This window comes from Thauera sp. SWB20, from assembly GCF_000831325.1.
Classification (GTDB): Bacteria; Pseudomonadota; Gammaproteobacteria; order Burkholderiales; family Rhodocyclaceae; genus Thauera; species Thauera aminoaromatica.
Genome location: NZ_JTDM01000021.1, coordinates 393,091 through 410,404, shown reverse-complemented (window position 1 = coordinate 410,404; position 17,314 = coordinate 393,091). Strand labels below are relative to the sequence as shown.

The 17,314-nt window shown below is 71.8% G+C and carries 12 protein-coding genes; 5 read left to right on the top strand and 7 right to left on the bottom strand.

Annotated features, from left to right (window positions below; all coding sequences use genetic code 11):
* Nucleotides 1-2: 2 nt before the first annotated feature.
* From PO78_RS19220 to PO78_RS19210, 3 genes are read right to left on the bottom strand one after another with little or no spacing between them, the layout of a single operon-like run.
* Nucleotides 3-371 (bottom strand): response regulator, encoded by a 369-nt coding sequence (locus tag PO78_RS19220; protein WP_043746148.1) that lies wholly within the window; start codon nucleotides 369-371, stop codon nucleotides 3-5.
* On the bottom strand, nucleotides 368-2,935 hold the full coding sequence (locus PO78_RS19215) for a sensor histidine kinase (protein ID WP_012585626.1): 2,568 nt from the start codon (nucleotides 2,933-2,935) through the stop codon (nucleotides 368-370). Before PO78_RS19215 ends, PO78_RS19220 begins: the two co-directional genes overlap by 4 nt.
* A gap of 27 nt (nucleotides 2,936-2,962) precedes the next feature.
* Nucleotides 2,963-3,577 carry a response regulator gene (locus PO78_RS19210; RefSeq protein ID WP_004315810.1) on the bottom strand — a complete coding sequence of 205 codons (615 nt, stop codon included), beginning with the start codon at nucleotides 3,575-3,577 and terminating at the stop codon, nucleotides 2,963-2,965.
* Nucleotides 3,578-3,787: 210 nt separating this feature from the next.
* Between PO78_RS19210 and PO78_RS19205 the strand changes: the two genes are divergently transcribed.
* The 5 genes from PO78_RS19205 to PO78_RS19185 all read left to right on the top strand — a co-directional run bounded on the left by PO78_RS19205 (nucleotide 3,788) and on the right by PO78_RS19185 (nucleotide 9,364).
* Entirely contained in the window at nucleotides 3,788-4,174 is a 387-nt protein-coding gene (locus tag PO78_RS19205) for a DUF2237 family protein (RefSeq protein WP_004315811.1), read from the top strand.
* A complete protein-coding gene (locus tag PO78_RS19200) occupies nucleotides 4,174-5,607 on the top strand; it encodes an AAA family ATPase (RefSeq protein WP_043746146.1) in 1,434 nt (477 codons plus the stop codon). The genes PO78_RS19205 and PO78_RS19200 overlap by 1 nt, the downstream gene beginning before the upstream one ends.
* A gap of 10 nt (nucleotides 5,608-5,617) precedes the next feature.
* Entirely contained in the window at nucleotides 5,618-7,363 is a 1,746-nt protein-coding gene (locus PO78_RS19195) for a VWA domain-containing protein (RefSeq protein WP_043746144.1), read from the top strand.
* Between the two features lie 151 nt (nucleotides 7,364-7,514).
* A complete protein-coding gene (locus PO78_RS19190) occupies nucleotides 7,515-8,360 on the top strand; it encodes a Rossmann-like domain-containing protein (RefSeq protein WP_043746142.1) in 846 nt (281 codons plus the stop codon).
* Between the two features lie 65 nt (nucleotides 8,361-8,425).
* Entirely contained in the window at nucleotides 8,426-9,364 is a 939-nt protein-coding gene (locus PO78_RS19185) for a DMT family transporter (protein ID WP_012585621.1), read from the top strand.
* A gap of 50 nt (nucleotides 9,365-9,414) precedes the next feature.
* Here PO78_RS19185 and PO78_RS19180 read toward each other — a convergent pair whose 3' ends face one another.
* From PO78_RS19180 to PO78_RS19165, 4 genes are all read right to left on the bottom strand, one after another.
* Nucleotides 9,415-9,984: a hypothetical protein gene (locus tag PO78_RS19180; RefSeq protein ID WP_231570768.1), complete on the bottom strand. Its 570-nt coding sequence runs from the start codon at nucleotides 9,982-9,984 to the stop codon at nucleotides 9,415-9,417.
* Nucleotides 9,985-10,124: 140 nt separating this feature from the next.
* The gene (locus tag PO78_RS19175) at nucleotides 10,125-15,686 is read right to left on the bottom strand and encodes an RHS repeat-associated core domain-containing protein (protein ID WP_231570767.1); all 5,562 of its coding nucleotides are present in this window, start codon (nucleotides 15,684-15,686) and stop codon (nucleotides 10,125-10,127) included.
* A gap of 257 nt (nucleotides 15,687-15,943) precedes the next feature.
* On the bottom strand, nucleotides 15,944-16,990 hold the full coding sequence (locus PO78_RS19170; protein WP_043746139.1) for a TadE/TadG family type IV pilus assembly protein: 1,047 nt from the start codon (nucleotides 16,988-16,990) through the stop codon (nucleotides 15,944-15,946).
* Entirely contained in the window at nucleotides 16,987-17,313 is a 327-nt protein-coding gene (locus PO78_RS19165) for a DUF192 domain-containing protein (RefSeq protein ID WP_012585617.1), read from the bottom strand. The genes PO78_RS19170 and PO78_RS19165 overlap by 4 nt, the downstream gene beginning before the upstream one ends.
* Nucleotide 17,314: the final 1 nt, after the last annotated feature.

The following is a 17,314-nucleotide window of genomic DNA, read 5'->3' as shown; positions in this document are numbered from 1 at the left end:
GCTCAGTCGTTCGGTGCGTGGCCCACCGCGGCGTGCAGCCCGCCGATGGTGATCGGCTTGGTGATGACATCGTCGAAGCCGCCGGCGAGGTAGCGCTGGCGTTCCATTTCCATCGCGTGGGCGGTGTAGGCGATGACGCGGACTGCGCTCCAGGCAGGATTGGCGCGGATCCTCCTGCAGGCTTCCTCTCCGCCGAGGTCGGGCATGGAGATGTCGAGCAGCATGAAGACGGGCTGCACCTCGGCGAGGCGCGCGAGCATCGGGATGGCGCTGTCGAAATCCTCCACGACCCAACCCAGCCGGCGCAGCAGCAGGCGGGCGACCGCGACGTTGACCGCGCTGTCGTCGATGATGAAGGCGAGCTTGTTCATGATTGAGGACCGCCCGCGGGGGCGGTGAAGTGGCGCGGGAGGCGCAGGGTGAAGGTGGATCCCTTGCCGGGGACGGAGTCGAGATCGATCGTGCCGCCCATCCGGTGGGCGAGCCGACGCGACAGGGTGAGTCCGAGGCCGGTGCCGCCGTGCCCGCGGTTGAGGAAGGATGCGGCCTGGTAGAAGGGTGCGAAGACGCGCTCCTGCTCGTCGCGAGCGATGCCGCAGCCGGTGTCGGCGATGCGGATCGAGATCTCGTCCGCGGCGGCGGCGAGGCCGACGAGGATATGGCCTTCGCGGGTGAACTTCACCGCGTTCGACAGCAGGTTCTCGATGATCTGGCGCAGGCGCACCGGGTCCGCGTCCACGATGCACGGATGGGCGGGCAGATCCAGCCGCAGGTCCACGCCCTTGGCTTCGGCGTTCACCTTGTGCAGCGCGGCCACCGAGGCGACCAGGGGGACGAGGTCGATCGTCTGCGCGACGAGGGTGAGCCGGTTGGCCTCGACCTTGGCGAGGTCGAGCACGTCGTTGACCACCGCGAGCAGGTGGCGGGCGCTGTCGTGGATGGTGGTCGCGCACTCGCGCTGCTCGGGGTCCTCGAGCTCCATGCTGAGCAGCTCGGCGAAGCCGATCACGCCGTTGAGCGGGGTGCGCAGCTCGTGCGACATGTTGGCGAGGAACTCGCTCTTCATGCGGTTGGCCTGCTCGGCGGTGTGGCGGGCATCCTCCAGGCTGCGGATCGAGCGTTGCACGGTGTCGGCCATGCGGTTGAAGGCGCGGGCCAGTTCGGCGAGCTCGTCGCCGCCCGCGGCGGCCAGGCGCTGGTCGAGGTCGCCCTGCTCGAAGCGGTGGATGCCATCGACCACGTGGGTGATCCGGCGCGAGAGCAGTCCGGCCATCCAGATCGCGATCAGGATCACCGCGAGCACCATCGCGAGCGTGGAGGCGGCCAGGCGGGTGGTGGTCCCGCGCAGCTGGTCTGCGATGTCGCCGACCAGGGTGTCGCGCTCGTGCTGGGTGAGCGCGTCGGCCTCGCCGATCATTTTGCCGATGCGCTGGCCCGATTCGGTGGCCGCGCGGTGGAAGTCGTCGACATTGGCGCCGATGGTGACGTAGCCGAAGCCGCGCGGCGTCCTGCCGTACTGGCCGGTGTAGTAGGGGATGGTGGCAACCGTGGTGAGCTTGCGCAGCCCCGAGAACAGGATGGTGAAGGAGCCCGAGCCGCCGTGCTCGGTCATGTCGTGCCAGCCCTGGCATTGCGGCGAGAAGTCGAGGTAGCGGCAGTCGAGCGCGACCAGGCCCGAGGCGGTGGATTCGGGGTGGGGCTCCCGGGTGAGGCGCTGGTCCTGATAAGGCGTCAGGGCGGCGGAGAAGGTCGGCCAGGACCGTCCGCTGCTGCGCCAGGCTTCGTAGAGCTCGCGGTCGAGCCAGGGCACGCTGCGCTCGCCGGTGGCAGGGTCGTAGCCGTGGATGAAGTAGTCGCGCGCGTGCGAGATGTTGTGGCCTTCGTCGTCCCAGATGAAGGCGTAGTTGCCCGAGGCGGGGTCGGCGATCGGGGCGAAGCGTTCTGGCGTGGGCCGCAGGGTGTCGGTGAAGGCCATCAGGTGGGCGTGGTCGAGCGCCAGCGTGACGTAGCCGATGATCCTGTCCTGGCGCAGCACCGGGGCCGCCCACCGGATCAATCCCCGGAAGCGCTTGCCGACCGGGTTCTCCAGTCCGGCGTAGCCGGAGTCCTCGGGGGCGAAGGGTTTGCCGAGGGCTTGCGCGCGAGTGGGGGTGTAGTCGCCGATCCAGTGCGTGCGCACCTGGGCGCCGATCACGCGCGAGACGTGGATCTCGCCGGGGCGCAGGGCCTTCAGTGCCGGCCAGTAGGTCTCGGCGCGCACGAAGGTGTTTTCGCGCCGGGTGATGTCGCGCAGGCCGGGGTCGAGGACCTGGCGGCCGGTCTCGCTCAGCGCCTTGATGCGCTCGTGGCCGTCGCGGTCGATGAAGGTGATCTCGAGGAAGAGCGGGCGCGGGGTGCCGCGCATGTGGGTGTCGGGTGCGCGGTAATGGAAGCTGTTGGAGTTGTCGGGCAGCGGCGCGCGCACCAACGCGAGCTCGCGCGGCTGCGGGTCGCGCTCGACCCAGCGCTCGCCCTCGGCGTCGAGCGCGTAGGGCCCGTGCTCCTCGATGTTGCGCACACGGGTGTCGACGAAGCTGCGGTAGGCAGCCGCGTCCGCGGGCAGGCTGGCGGCCGCGCGGATGTCGCCGTCGCGCTCGTGGAGGAACTGCGCGATGCTGCGCGCGGTGGCGGTGGTGAGCGTTTCGATGGCCTCGCGCGAGCGGTCGTCGAGTGCGTCGATGGCGTCGTCGATCGCGGTCTGGCCGGTGCGCATCTGGGTGTCGCGCATCACGTCGGACATGGTGATCGCGCGCTCGGTGACGAGCCGGCCCAGATCGTGCGCCGCCTTCCAGGCGAACACCGCGAGCAGCACCAGCGGCACCACCTTGATCGCGATGAAGATCGCGATCAGCTTGGCGCGCAGGCTCATCCCGCGGATCGCGCGAGGGGTCTCCATCGAGCAGGCTCGCGGGGCAGGCGGCGCTCAACCCGGGTGGCGAGCGCGGCGGCGCATCGAGATCATCGCCTGGACGTAGCCGTGCAGCTCGTGGAAGGGAATGGGCTTGCGATAGACGGTGATGTCCTCCGGCAGTCCACCCGCCGCGGCGATCTCCTTGGGACCGAGCGCGGACACCACGACGATGGCGATGTCGCTCGACAGGGGGTTGTCGCGCAGGCGGCGGATCATCTCGAAGCCGTCGATGCCCGGGATGCGCAGGTCGGCGATGAGCAGGTCGGGCGGCTCGCGGCCGACCTCGACGAGCGCATCGAGGCCGTGCTCCATCAGGTGCACGTCGAGCGGCAGGCTCCAGGTAAGGAAGGTCTCGCGGTAGATGTTCTGCAGCAGTCGGTCGTCCTCGACCACCATCACGCGCAGGCGCTCACGGTTGCTGCGCATCGGTGCCGAGGGCGAGCGCGCATGCGCGAGCAGGGCGTCGACAGAGTCCTGGCGGATGCGGCGGTGGCCGCCGGCGGTCTTCCAGCCTGCCAGCGTTCCGCTTTCGACCATTTGCTGCACCGCACCGAGCGACAGGCCGAGCTGGCGTGCTGCCTGGGCTGTGCTGATGAACTCGGAATTGGAGTCGGACTTTCCAGCCATGGGCGTCTGCGATTCGAGGGAAAAGTTAAAAGTACCAGAATTATGGCAGTCTGACGTGGCGATGCGAAAGGAATTTCAAGGGTGCGGGCCTCGACCCGGCGGGGGTGTTCCGCGCACGGGACGGGCCGCTACAATGATCCGGACGCGGTGGGCCGCGGGCGCCGCGGGCGTTCGCCGATGCCGCTACGAAAGACTTCCGGATCGCCGACCATGAACACCTCGAAGAACGTGCTGGGCGGAGCCTTGCTCGCCTGCAGCTACTCCCCCCTGACCGGTTTCTACCGCACCGGATGCTGCGAGACCGGGCAGGACGACCTCGGGCGCCACGTCGTCTGCGTGAAGGTCGATGCGGCCTTCCTCGAGTTCTCGCGACGGGCGGGCAACGACCTGTCGACGCCGCGACCGGAGTACCGCTTCGCCGGGTTGAAGCCGGGCGACCGCTGGTGCCTGTGCGCGCTGCGCTGGAAGGAGGCGCTCGAGGCGGGCGTGGCGCCGCCGGTGATCCTCGAGGCCACCCACGAGGCGGCGCTGCGCGTGATCGACCTCGAGACCCTCAAGGCCCACGCCTACGGCGCGGCGCACGGCCCCAGCGCCTGATGGCGAGTGCGCGCGCGCCGCTGCGCGAGCGGCTCGCCGGCTTGCTCGCCGTACTCGAGGCGGGCCTGGTCGAACGCCGGCAGGTGCTGCGCGCGAGCCTGCTCGCCGCGCTCGCGGGCGAACACTCGCTGCTGATCGGGCCGCCCGGCACGGCCAAGAGCGCGCTCGCGCGCCGCATCCACCTGGCCTTTCGCGATGCGCGCTATTTCGAGCGCCTGCTCACCCGCTTCACCGTGCCGGAGGAGCTCTTCGGCCCGCTGTCGATCCGCGCGCTCGAGGAAGACCGCTACGAGCGCCACGTGGCGGGCTTCCTGCCCGATGCGGCGGTGGCCTTCATCGACGAGGTCTTCAAGGCCAACAGCGCGATCCTCAACGCGCTGCTGACACTCCTCAACGAGCGCGAGTTCGACAACGGCGCGGGCCGCCTGCGCTGTCCGCTGATCAGCGTGGTGGGGGCGACCAACCAGGTCCCCGAGGACGAGGTGGCGGAGGCCTTCTTCGACCGCTTCCTGCTGCGCCTGACCGTGGCACCGGTGAGCGCGGAGGGGTTTCGGTGGCTGCTCGGCGAGGATCGCCCGGGGGCGCCCGAGGTACTCGCGCCGCCTTCCGGACTGCAGCTCGACGAGGCCGACCGCGCGGCGCTGGCGCAGGCTGCCGCCGCTTGCGCACTGCCTGCGGCGGTGCTCGACCGCCTCGGCGAGCTGCGGGCCTGGCTGGCGGGGCGTGGGGTGTATGTATCCGACCGGCGCTGGGTCAAGCTCGCCCACCTGCTGCGCGTGGCCGCGGCGAGCGAGGGCAGGGCGGCGGCGAGCGAGTGGGATCTGGGCCTGGCGCCGTGTTGCGTCGCTGCCGACGAGCCCACGCGGCTGGCGGTGGCGGACTGGCTGGCGGCGCGTCTGGGGATCCGCGAGGTCTGGTCGCCGCCGCGCATCACGCGGGTGGTGGAGGCCTTCGAGGCTCAGCTCGCCACCGAGCGCGAGGCTCGGGATCTCGACTACGACGAGCGTGGGCGCTTGCGCTTCTCGGCGATCGACCCGGTGGCGACGCAGGCCGGCGAGCTCGCCGGCTCGATCGGCGACGCCAAGGGCGGGGCGGCGGCGCTGCGCATGAGCGCCGCGCGCATGCGGCGCTATGGCAGCCTGCACATCGGTGCGCGCACGGCCCAGCTCGACGGCGTGCTCGCGCGCCTGGCGGCGTATCGCGGCGAACTCGGCGCGCAGCGTGCGACGCTCGAGGCATGGGCGGACCAGGCGCTGTGGGCGGACCCTGCCTTCGTCGCCTGCGCGCGTTCCGGGCTGGACGCGGTGGATGCGGTACTGGCCGGGCTCGAGGCCCGCGCCCGCAGCGCGCGTGCCGGCTTCGAGGCGTTGCCGCGGCTGGAGCAGGCAGGCGCGGCGCCCGCGCCGGTCGAGCACGACCCGCTGCCGGAGTGAGGAGGGGGTGATGGCGACCGGCGATGCAGGTTCCGGCGTGGCGCCCGCCGTCGCGCAGCAATCGGCCTCCGCGGCGGCCGACAGCACGCCCGCGCCGCTGCCGCCGGACCGCGCCCGGGCCGCCGAGGCTCCACCCGTCCCCCGGCTCTTCGAGGCGCTCGAAGCCGTGCTCGCGCCGCTCGATCGCCTGCCGCGTCCGCTCTGGCTCGGTGGCATGACCCACTCCGGCGGCGAACTCGCGGGCCGTCTCGCCGCGCTCGAAGCCTGGCGGGCTGCGCTGCTCGCCGGCGGCCTGCCCCGGTCTTGCGCGGCCTGGCCCGAGGCGGAGGTGCAGGACGCGGTGCGCGAGGTCTTCCGGGGCCTGGGCTTGCCCGCCTACTGTGCAGACCGGCCCGCGCTGGTCGATACCGTGCTGCAAGGCCTGCTCTTCCACCTCGACCTGGTCGTCGACTACCGCGACCGCGGCGATACCGAGGCCGCGGCGCAGGCGAGGGCGCTCGATTCCTTCGCTGCCGACTGGGCCGAGCGCTGCGGCGAGATCGACGAGCTGGTCGGCGCCTTCGGGGATCTCGGCGATCTGCTCGACAACGCCCGCTGGGATGCGCTGCGCGGCCTGCTGCGCAGCACGGACTGGCGCGAGGTGCTGCGCATCCGCGCGCTGATCGAGCGCCTGCCCGAGCTCGCCCGCATCCTGCGCGCGCTCGGCCGCGCCTGCCCCACCGACGAGGACGCCGAATCCAGCCGGGCATTGCACGCCGTGGTCGAGCACACCGAGATACAGCGCAGCGTCTCGCACCGGGTGCGGGTGCCCGACCTGCCCGGCGAAACGCGCGGCGTGCAGCGCTCGGGCCGGATCGCGCGCATGCTGCCGGCCGAGGCGACGCTGCTCGGCCATCCGCGCCTGCGCCTGGTCTGGCATGCGCGCCGCGCCGAGCGCACGCTGCTCGCCTACGAGGACGACGACCACCTGCAGGAGGACTGCCTGCGCCCGGCGCCGGTGCTGCGCCCCAGCCAGCGCCCCGCGCCGGCACGGCGCCTGGAGCAGGGGCCGATGCTGGTGTGCGTGGATACCTCGGGATCGATGCAGGGGGGCGCCGAGGCGGTGGCCAAGGCGGTCGTGCTGGAGGCGGTGCGCTGCGCTCACGCCCGGCGCCGCGCCTGCCGGGTGTATGCCTTCGGCGGGCCCGACGAGGTGGTCGAGATGGAGCTCGGCGTCGATGTCGATGGCGTCGGCCGGCTCGCCCGCTTCCTCGGCCAGGGCTTCGGCGGCGGCACCGACATCTGCGCCCCGCTCGAGCGTGCGCTCGCCCGCCTCGACGAAGCCGGCTGGCAGCTCGCGGACCTGCTGATCGCGTCCGATGGCGAATTCGGCGCCACCCCGGCGCTCGCCGCCCGCGTCGAGGCCGCCCGCCGCGAGCGCGGCCTGCGCGTGCAGGGCATCCTGATCGGCGACCGCGAGACCATCGGCCTGCTCGAACTCGCCGACGACATCCACTGGGTGCGCGACTGGCGGCGCTATCGAGGCGGTACGGACAAGCCGGGTGGGGCCGACGCGGACAAGCGGCGTGGCGATGGCGCCGGCGCGAACGCCCCGACCCTTGCTGCCGGCGGTGGCTCGCCGGTGCATTCCAGCCACCTCACCGCGGACTATTTCCCCGGTGCCCTGCGCACCCCCGAGAACCGTGCCGCCACCGTCACACCCGAGGCGGCTGCCGCTGCCATCCGTGCCGGCCGCCACCGCGGCGACCGGTTGTAGGAGCGGCGCACGCCGCGAACGTCGGCCTTCGGGCAATCCCCGCGCGTCTCGTTCCCGCGGCCGGATTCGCGCCTTGCGGCGCTCCTGCAGGGGCGTGCCGTCGTGGTAGGCTCGCCCGACCCCACCGCCCGGCCTTGCGCCGCTGTCCATCATGAGCTTCGCCACCGACCTGATCGCCGAACTCGAACGCGCCACCGCCGGCTGCCCGATCCCGCGCGTGCGCGCCCTGCACCTGCCGCCGCCGGAGGCGGCCGCATCGAAGAACGGCGAGTTCTGCGCGCTCGAGCTCGACGACGGCGCGCTCGGCCTCTCCTATGTGCTGCTCGGCGGCATCCTCCCGCGGCTCGCCGCCTCCGACGACCCGCACACCATCGTCGGCATGGACGCGCTGCAGCTCGCGCGCGAGTTCGCCGCGCCCGCCGCCGGCGCGGGGGGCGACGCGGAGATCCGCCGCACGCTCGGCTTCGCCGCGGCCAACGCGCTGTCGCGCACGGTGATGGAGCGCATCGGCTTCGCGCCGCCGCGCGCCACCGACTCGATCGGCGGCATCGACCCGCAGGCGGGCGACCACGTCGGCATGGTGGGGTTGTTCACCCCGCTGCTGAAGCAGGTCACCGCTGCCGGCGCGCAGCTCACCGTGATCGAGCTGAACCCCGACTATGCCGGCCACTACGACGGCTACCGCGTCACCCTCGACGCCGCGGCGCTGGAAGACTGCAACAAGGTGCTGTCGACCAGCACCATCCTGCTCAACCACACGGTGGACGACATGCTCGCGCATTGCCGCAATGCGCGGCGCATCGTGCTGATCGGCCCGAGCGCCGGCTGCCTGCCCGATCCGCTGTTCGCGCGCGGCGTCACCGTGGTGGGCGGGAGCTGGATCACCGATCGCGCCGGCTTCATCGACGCCCTGCGCGGGGGCGAGTCCTGGAGCGGCTTCGCCTACAAGTTCGCGCTCGGCGCGGCGGACTGGCCAGGCCTGCCGGAAAACCGCTAAGGTTGCGGCCTCGCGTGCGGGCAGCCTCCACGCTGCCCGCAAAACAATAAAGATCGACCCCCCAAATGCACCTGACTCCCCGACTCGTCTTCTTCCTCGTCCTGCCGCCCCTGCTGTGGGCGGGCAATGCGGTCGTCGGCCGCCTCGCCATCGGCAGCATGGACCCGCTCTGGCTCAACGCGGTGCGCTGGATGCTCGCTTTCGTGCTGCTGCTGCCGCTCGGCTGGCGCGCGCTCGGCACGCCGGCGGCACGTGCGCAGATCCGCGCGCGCTGGACCCACCTCGCGGTGCTCGGGCTGATCGGCGTGGGCGCGTACAACGCGCTGCAATACATGGCGCTGCGCACCAGCACGCCGCTCAACGTCACCCTGATCGCCTCCAGCGCGCCGGTATGGATGATGCTGATCGGCGCCGTGTTCTACCGCGTCATCCCGCGCCCGGTGCAGGTCTTCGGCGCGCTGCTCTCCCTGGTCGGGGTGGCGCTGGTGCTGTCGCGCGGCGACCCGGCCGCGATCGCGCGCATCGAGTTCGTCGAGGGCGACCTGCTCATGCTGCTCGCCATGCTTGGCTGGACCGGCTACAGCTGGCTGCTCGCGCGCCCGCCCGCGCACATGGCGGGCGAGGCGCGGCCGAAGTGGAACTGGGCCGAGTTCCTCGTCGCCCAGTGCGTCTTCGGCGTGCTGTGGGCGGTGGCCGCCGCCGCGGCGGGCGACGTCGTGTTCCCGTCCGGGCCCACGCAGTGGTCGTGGGGCCTGGTCGCGGCCATCGTCTATATCGCCGTCGGCCCCTCGATCATCGCCTACCGCTCCTGGGGCGTGGCGGTGGCCGAGGCCGGCCCGGCCACCGCGGCCATCTTCTACAACCTCACCCCGCTCTTCGCCGCGGTGTTCTCCGCCGCGGTGATCGGCGAATGGCCGCGCCCCTATCATGGCATCGCCTTCCTGCTGATCGTGGGCGGCATCCTGGTGAGCACCCGCGCAGCGGCGCGGCGCCAGGCGGCGTGAGCCGGCGCGGGACGGTGCAGTCGGTCCCGTGCGCCTTCACCGCGCGCGCGTCAATAGTCCGTCTCGACCTTTCGGCCGGTGCGGCGCTCGATGTACCAGCCCTTGCGCACGACCTTGCCGTTGACGATTTCGGCCTCACGGAAATCGCCCCCGGCGAAGGAGTGGACGGCGGGAAAGTGGATGTCCCGGCCTTGCGGGTCGCGCAGGTTCGGATCGTAGCCCGGCCGGCGCTGGATATCCCAGCCGAACAGCGTGCCATCCTTGCTCATGCGGAACTTGAGCCGCAGATTGCCGCGCGGGTCGCGCTCGAGGTCGTCGATGAGCTCCTGCGGGATGCGGGAGCCGACTTCGATGGTTTCGTCGCCGAGGATGTTGCCGGCGTATCGACTGCCGACCCCCTCGATGAAGCGTCGCTCGGAGGTGTCGCGCCAAAGAATCCGGGCGCGTTCGGGGACGGGTTGGGAGAGGATCATCTTCGTCTGGTTGCGCAAGCTCTGGGCGGAAGATGCGTAGAACACATGCGTGGCATGCTCGGGGAAAAACTCGACGCCGAGGAACTCCTGTCCGGCCAGCGCATCGACCACCAGCTCGAAACCAGGACGACCGAAGCGCTGCAGCATGCGCTGCCGGCTCTCCAGGTAGCGCGTCTGGGATTCGGTGAGCGGGGTGGGCGGGGCTGCCGGCAGGGTCCCGCGACAGGCCGTCATAAGGGGCGTGCCGAGGGCCGCCACCGCGAGCCGGATCAGGAAGCGTCGTCGCATCAGAATCCTCCATTTGTCGTCGTGTAGCCGTTCTCGGGCTGCCCGAGCCAGGCGAGGTAGCTCGCCATATCCACCGTGCCGGTGACGTCGCCGAGACGGCGCGGGTCGAGCGCGGAGCCGTCGCCGCGCCTTGTGGCGTCGCGCGGGAGCCAGGTGATGTAGCGCAGGGTGTCGGCGTGGGTGAGGCTGCCGTTGTCGAATGCCATGCGGCGCTGGCGATCTCCGGCCACCGCGCCGTTGACCGCGCGGTCCTCGGGGAAGACGTAATCGATCCGGGGCAGATCGCCGTTCCCGGTCGGGCGCGGAACGACGCTGTGTTGCGGGTTGCCGATCTCGATCACATTGCTCTGGTCGTGGATCACCACATTAAGGATGGGAACAGGGTCCACCGATTCCATTTCTACTCCGGCGTCGCGTGCTTGCGCCACCATCCAGTTGAGCGCAACCAGCGAGAGGCCTTGCTCGACGTCGGGATAGCCCCCGCCGATGTCCGCATGGGCGCCGACGAAGCCCTTCTCGATGCGGATGCGACCGGGCGCAGCGCTGCTGGCGCCGATCGACTCGAGCGGAAAGCCGCCCCAGTGCATGCGGTGCGGCTTCGGGTTGCGATAGGCGAACTCCGTGATCGAGTCCGAGCGGTGCTCGTTGAGCGCGACCGCCTGCGCGACATGGGCGAAGACCTCCGGGATCCCGAGGCGATACGCTTCGCCGCTGAAATTGGTCGATAGCACGGTGTCGAAGAGCCCCATGAAGCGGAAATCGACCGCCTGACAGGCAGAGTCTCCGCGGCGGTTCGTGTAGCGGTAGTAGTCCTGGCCCTCATGGCGGACCGTCTTCGCGACGATCCGGTTGGCGAACTCGCGCGCCTGGGCCGCGCCGCGGCTGAAGCCGACGATGTCGATGTCCATGACCCGGTCGTCACTGAAGAGCTCGGCCTCGTCGTCCAGGTATTGGCTCATCCGCCCGATCCGTGCCGGCCCCGAGTAGTTGCCGCCCATGTCGTTCACATGGGCCGGATCGCCCGGTGTCAGCCACCACAGCAGATGGCCGGTCGCGTGGTCTTCCGGGCGGATGTCGCCGTAGTCGATGTCGTGATGCACGGTGCCGACGCCACTGATGTACCGCCTGTTCCCATCGTTGTATGCACGTGCGAAATACACCACATTGCTGAATCCGCTGCCCGCCATCGCCGGGTCGTTGAGGTCGTCGCTGTTCCCCGTCCCATCGAACGCGAACAGCACCAGCCCATCCGGATCCACGTTCCGCAGCGGATTGAACGCCGCATACGCATACGGGTTCGGCCCGTCCGGCGTACCGAGCGGGTCGGGGGTGAGGTATTGGCCCAGGGTCGGCGCGTAGTAGCGGCGGCGGTTGTAGTGCAGGCCGGTTTCGGCGTCGAAGACCTGGCCGGGCAGGCGCAGGTCGAGGGTGAAGTCGGGACGCCGGGGCGAGGTGGTGACCGTCGCGGCGCCGAAGGGGGCGTGGCGCGCGCGCCAGAGCGGCTCGCCGTCGGCGTCGGTGGCCAGTTCGGGGGCGCCGAGGTGGTTGGTGTGCAGCCAGGCGAGGCCGGCCTGCGGGGCGAGCCAGCTTTGCGCGATGCGGCCGAGGTCTGCGAGGATGCGTCGCGCGGAGTCGGTTGCGCTGTCGGGGCGCGCCGGGGTGTCGAGCACGGCGAGGGGCAGGTCGGCGAGCCACAGATACTGGCGGATCAATCTGCCGTCGGCGTCCAGCTCTGCGAGGGGTTGGCGGGCGTCGTCGTACACGGTGTGGGTCGTGGTGGGCGCGACCATTGCGGGATCGAAGCGCGTGCGCGCGATGCGCAGGCCGCGGTGATCGTAGGCGTAGCGGGCGATGCTGCGCTCGCCTGCGCGCACCTCGATCAGGCGGCCGAGTGCGTCCCATCGCAGGCTGCGCGCGCCGAAGCGTTCGGGCTGGCCGCTGGCGTCGTGGTGACCGGGCGTGGCGGCCTCGTGCGGTCGGCTCGCGGCGGCCCGCGCCGGCACGTTTGCTGCGCGTGGGCTCGAGGACAGGGCACGGTGGCTGCCCGGTGCGAAGTGGGTCGGGCGGGTGTGGCCGGCGAGCTCCTGCTGCGACACGGCGCCTTCCTGGGCAAGGACGCGGCGCTGGTGGCGATCGTAGGCGTAACGCCACACGGCGGTTTCGGCCAGCACGTCGCCGTCGTCCCGCCATTCGACGCTGGCCACGAGCTGGTTGCGAAGGTCGTAGGCCTGGCTGCGGCGCGTCGAGGGCAGCGGGCCGTCGGGCTCGCGCCGGCGCGCGTGCAGGAGGTTGCCTTCCGGGTCCCAGACGTACTGGTAGTCGAGCAGGATGGTGTCGGCGGACGCGACAGTCTCCTGCAGGCGTGGTAACGCACCTTCGAGGGCTTGGCCATCTGCTGCCTCCACCGGCTGGGTGACGTCCGCATCGGTGTTTGCCTGCGCGGCGTGGGCCGCGGAAATGCCGAACAAGCGTTCGATGCGCGCGGCCAGGGGCTGGCCAGGTGCGATCGGCAGCAGCGCACGTGCATTACGGACCGGTGCGCCGCGCTCGTCGGCGCGCAGATGAACGACGCGGACCAGGGTGCCGGTGCGCGTGCGCTCGTGCAACGTACGCATGCCGTTGCCGGCCCGGAAGCCACGCAGGCCGAAGAGATCGCGCTCGAACCCGCTGGCGATGACCTGTTCGCGCGCCAGCGCGCGCAGCCAGGGCGTGGCCACCGGCTGGCGCTTCAGCGCGACGACCTGGCCCTGGCCGTTGCGCTCGTAGCGCAGGCGACTGCCGTCGGGCAGGGTGGTGGCGACAAGATGCCCCTCGGCGTCGTACTCGTAGCGCGTGACCACGACGAGCTCGCCGCCGTCGCGCTTCAGGCTCACGATGCGCGCGCTGCGCAAGCCGCGCTGGTCGTACTCGTAGCGTTCGCGCCCATTGGGGTGATCGACTTCGAGCAGGCGGGAGCCGTCGTAGCGCCAGCGGGTGGTCTCGGTGCTGCCGTTGCGCCCGTCGGTGATCTCCTGGGCGAGGATGCGGCCGCGCGGGTCCCAGGTGTAGCGCGCGCGGTGGCCGAGGGCGTCGCCCATGGCGACAAGGCGCCCCGCGGCATCGAAACTGCGCCAGCGCGCTCCGGCGTCGGGACTGCGTTCGAGGACGGGGCGTCCGAAGTCGTCCTTCAGGATGCGTGGGTGGGCAGGGGGTGCTGCCGGCGCGGATCCGCCGTCGGGGTGGCGCGCGGGCGGCAGCAGCTCGCGACCGTGACTGTCCAGGAGGCCGACGATCCGGCCTGCGACGTCGTGGCGCAGGCTGCGGGTGAAGCCGGTGTCGTCGTCGATCGCGGCGAGGCGTCCGTGCTCGTCGTAACGCCAGCGGCGCCGCAGCAGCCGGCTGGCGCTGCGCAGCCCGGTCTCGACGACGCGGCTCTCGTGGTCGTAGGCCCAGGTCCGCAGGATGCCGAGCGCGTCGGCGTGCCACTGCAGGCGGCCGGCGGCATCGAAGGCGCGCCGCCAGCGCGGATGCAGGCGCTCTTCATCCTCTCCGGAGCGCAGCTCGACGAGTTGGCCGAGGGCATCGTATTCGGCAGCGTGGATGCGATCTGCCGCCTCACCCGCGCTGCGGCTGCGCCACCGGATCAGCTGGCCGGCGGAGTCGTGGCGCAAGTGGGTCTCGTGACCTTCGGCATCGCGCACCCGCCGCGGCAGGCCGGTGGCCGGATCGGATTCGATCTCGCTGCGCTGGCCGCCGGGACCTTCCAGCGCACGAATGAAGCTGCCGCGTTCGTCCCAGTGCAGGCGGACGAGGTCGCTGTCGAGCGGGCTGGCGTCCGCTCCGTCGGGGAGCGGGCCGTCGAGCTCGGCAAGCACGCTGCGACCATTGATCGTGGCGTAGCGCCAGGTGACGCGGCGTTCGATCGGCACGGGATCCGGCCGGCCTTCGGCGTCGATCGGGCTGAAACCGGACTCGCGCAGTTCGATGGGCTGGCCGGTCGCGTTGTAGCGCAGCTCGATGCGGTGCTCGCGGCCGGGGACGACGCTCGGGCGGATGATCGCGCGCGGAGGTGTCGTCGCGGCGGGCTCGGTGCGTTGCGCTGCACGGTCCGTGTCGGCGAGCGCGGTTGCCGGCGCGTCGGGATATTCGTAGCGCGTGCGGTCGAGCAGGCGCGGCCGGGCGCCGGAGAGATCGGCACCGAGGGTCTCGGCGATGCGCCCGCGGGTGTCGAAATGGTGCTGGGTGGAAAGGCGCGGCCTGCCCTCGGCGTCCAGGGTCGTGATGGCGCTCAATCGGCCGTCGGGCGTGTAGCGGTAGCGGACGTCGGTGGGGCCGCAGCGCGCGCAGCCCGGGCCGCGCGCTTCGAGCAGGCGGCGCTGGCCGGCGATCACCGCGCCAAGGTAGGTGGTGCGCTGGCCGAGGCTGTTGGTGAGCACGCTGCGGCCGCGTTCGGGATAGTCGAGGCGCACGTCCTCGGGGCCGCTTTCACCGCCTGCCGGCAGCGCGCCACGCACCGAGCGGATGCCGCGCCCGGCGTGGTCGTAGGCGTAGCTGGCGATGCGTTCGGGCACGGGCGGGCCTGCGGGCTGACGCGCGAGCACGCTGATGCCGGTGAGCGCGACCGGATGGCGCGGGTCCTCGTAGTGATATTCGCGCGCGGCGGCTCCGCCGGTCTGCGCAGCCGGTGCGCCGGGGTAGTCGACACGGAGCAGGCGCGCCGCGGTGAGCGCGGGTGCAGCGGCCTTTCCGGCGGGAGCGCCGCGCTGCAGGGGGCGGCTCGGGCCGGCGGAGCCCGGGCGTTGCGGAGCGTGGACGGAGCGTCCAGGCTGCGTGCCTGCGTCCGTCCGCGCGGGAAGCGCGACGCGTTCCTGCGCATACGAGAAGCGTCCGAGCGGACTGTCGATGTGGGTGATGCCGTCGATGCCGCTGCCGGGCGCGTGGTAGTGAACTTGCAGGCTGCGGCCCTGCGGGTCGGTGACCTGCAGCAGCCGGCCGGCGGCGTCGTGGCGCAGTGAGACGAACTCGCCGCTCGCAACGAGGATCTGCACCAGGTGGCCGGCGCTGTCGAACAGCAGGCTGCGGCCGTCGGGCCAGCGCCAGAGATATTCGTCGCCGCCGCCGGGGCGGTGCCGGAGCAGGATCTCGCCGCGGCTGGGGTCGCGGCTGGCGCAGCGCTGCGGCTCACCGGGCCGGCGCGCGAAGATCACCCGTGCGCCGTCGGCCTGGAGGATTTCGAGGCGATCGTCGCGGATGTTCAGGCGCGTTTCGTAGGACAGTCTCCAGCCGCTGCCGAGCGCCCCGATGTCGCCCGGGCGCGCACGTCGGCTGTTGTAGTGGCGGACGATCTCGAGGCCGAGGATGCCTGGCAGCGCCGGAAGATCGACCTCCTGTTGGTACTTGTTGCCCGAGAGGACGTCGATCGGGTTTCCCGCGCCGACGTCCTGGCCGGTGGTGGAACCCTGGCTGGCCGGGCCGCTGGCGCTGCCGCAGGGGTTGCCCGCGTTGTTGGAGACGCATTGCCCCGCTGCGGGGGGCTCTGGCGCCGAGGGGCCGTCCTGCGCAGAGTCCGGTGCACAGCTCATCGTGATTCCGCACCCGCTCTGCTGGATGCCGTGATCCGCGGCGCCGGATTGCGCCGCCGAGGTCTCGGCCGCTACCCCGGGGAGCGCCGTGATACAGAGCGCCGCCAGCAGTGCGGCACCCGCCCGCATCGCATGGTGCAGCGGACCGGCTGGCGGCTGCAGGCATGCGGACGAGCTGCGCATCGGTTGCCGCCGCGCCGGAGTGGTCCGGCGGTACAAGGCCGCGGGGGTATCGCATGACAGCGTGGGGGCAGCGTTCAGCACTCGGGTTCCTCCTCCGCGTCCTCCGCGTCCTCGGCGTCCTCGGCGTCCTCGGCGTCCTCCGCGTCCTCGGTTTCGTCGCCGCTGTCGGTTCCCGGCCCCGGCTCACCGTCGGATCCGCTGCCGTCGCCAGCCGGCGTACCGTCTTCCCCGGTCGGGTCCGGCGCCTCGGGTGCAGTGTCCGCAGTCGCAGGTTCGGGCGTGCACAGAGGGGCCGTGGGGGTGCAGCCGGGCAGGGGCGTCGAATCGGCGGCTGGGGGGGTGGCGCTTCCCGCCGTACGGGGCCGCATCGCCTCGTTCTCGATCGCGTCGGACTGCATGCGCAGCGTGACCTGGCTCACCATCGGGATGCGGCCGGCCTCCACCAGGCCGCGGCGGAAGGCGTCGTCGTCGTCCGGATCGAGCATGCGCAGGGCCCAGGTGAAGAATCGTCCGGCGAGGGGAACCTGCTTGGCCGGCGGCAGCCCCCAGGTGACGCGCAGCTTGAGCAGGTTGGCGTCGGCGAGTGTCTGGCCCGAGCGGTTGCTTGCCGGATCGGCGTTGCAGTTCGCGCGGTCCGCCGGGCAGCCGAGCACGCCCGGCTGCGCGGACGGAATCACCCGCGCCGTGGTCTGCAGGCGGCGCGCGGCCGCCAGGCTGTGGTAGTCGTCGAAGCTCTCGCGGGTGGGGGAGACGATCTCGATGCGCAGGGCGGCGGCGAGATCGAGCTGCGCCGCGGCGAAGGCGTCGGCGAGCTCGGCGAGGTTGCGACCGCCGCCGTAATAGGGGGTCATCGCGCGCGCGAAGGCCAGGCGCATGCTCGCCAGTCCGGCGTTGGCGATGCTTCCGGCGCGTGCGGCCTCGAAGCTGGCGTAATTGACGATGCTGCGGGCATGGAAGGCGAGCCCGGTCTGCAGCATCGCCAGTGTGAGCGCGAGCAGGGCCGGGGCGACGATGACGAACTCGGCTGCGCCGGCGCCCCGCTGGCGGTGGCGCCAAGGCCGTGGAAGAAGCCGTGGAAGAGGCCGCCGCGCCGGCGGCAGCGGATGGGCGGGATTCATCATGCGCGCACTACCACCGACAAGGTGGAAGCCAGCCTGAGATGCGTGCCGGGGACGAGTCCCGCCCGTCTCGCGGCGCCGGCCGCCATCTCGAGCACGGCGGCGGCGCCGCGGCAACGCGCGAAACGCCACGGGCCGAGCGCCTCGCGCACCGCGACAACGACGCCTTGCGGGTCGATGAACACCACGTCGATGGCGAAGCACATGCCGAAGGTGTGGACCGACGAGCATGGACGAAGCAGCAAGGCCTCGTCGGCGGCGAGGTGCGTGCGTCCGAGCAGGCCGCGGGCGCGTTGCAGGAAGCTGCGGGCGACAAGGACGCGCATG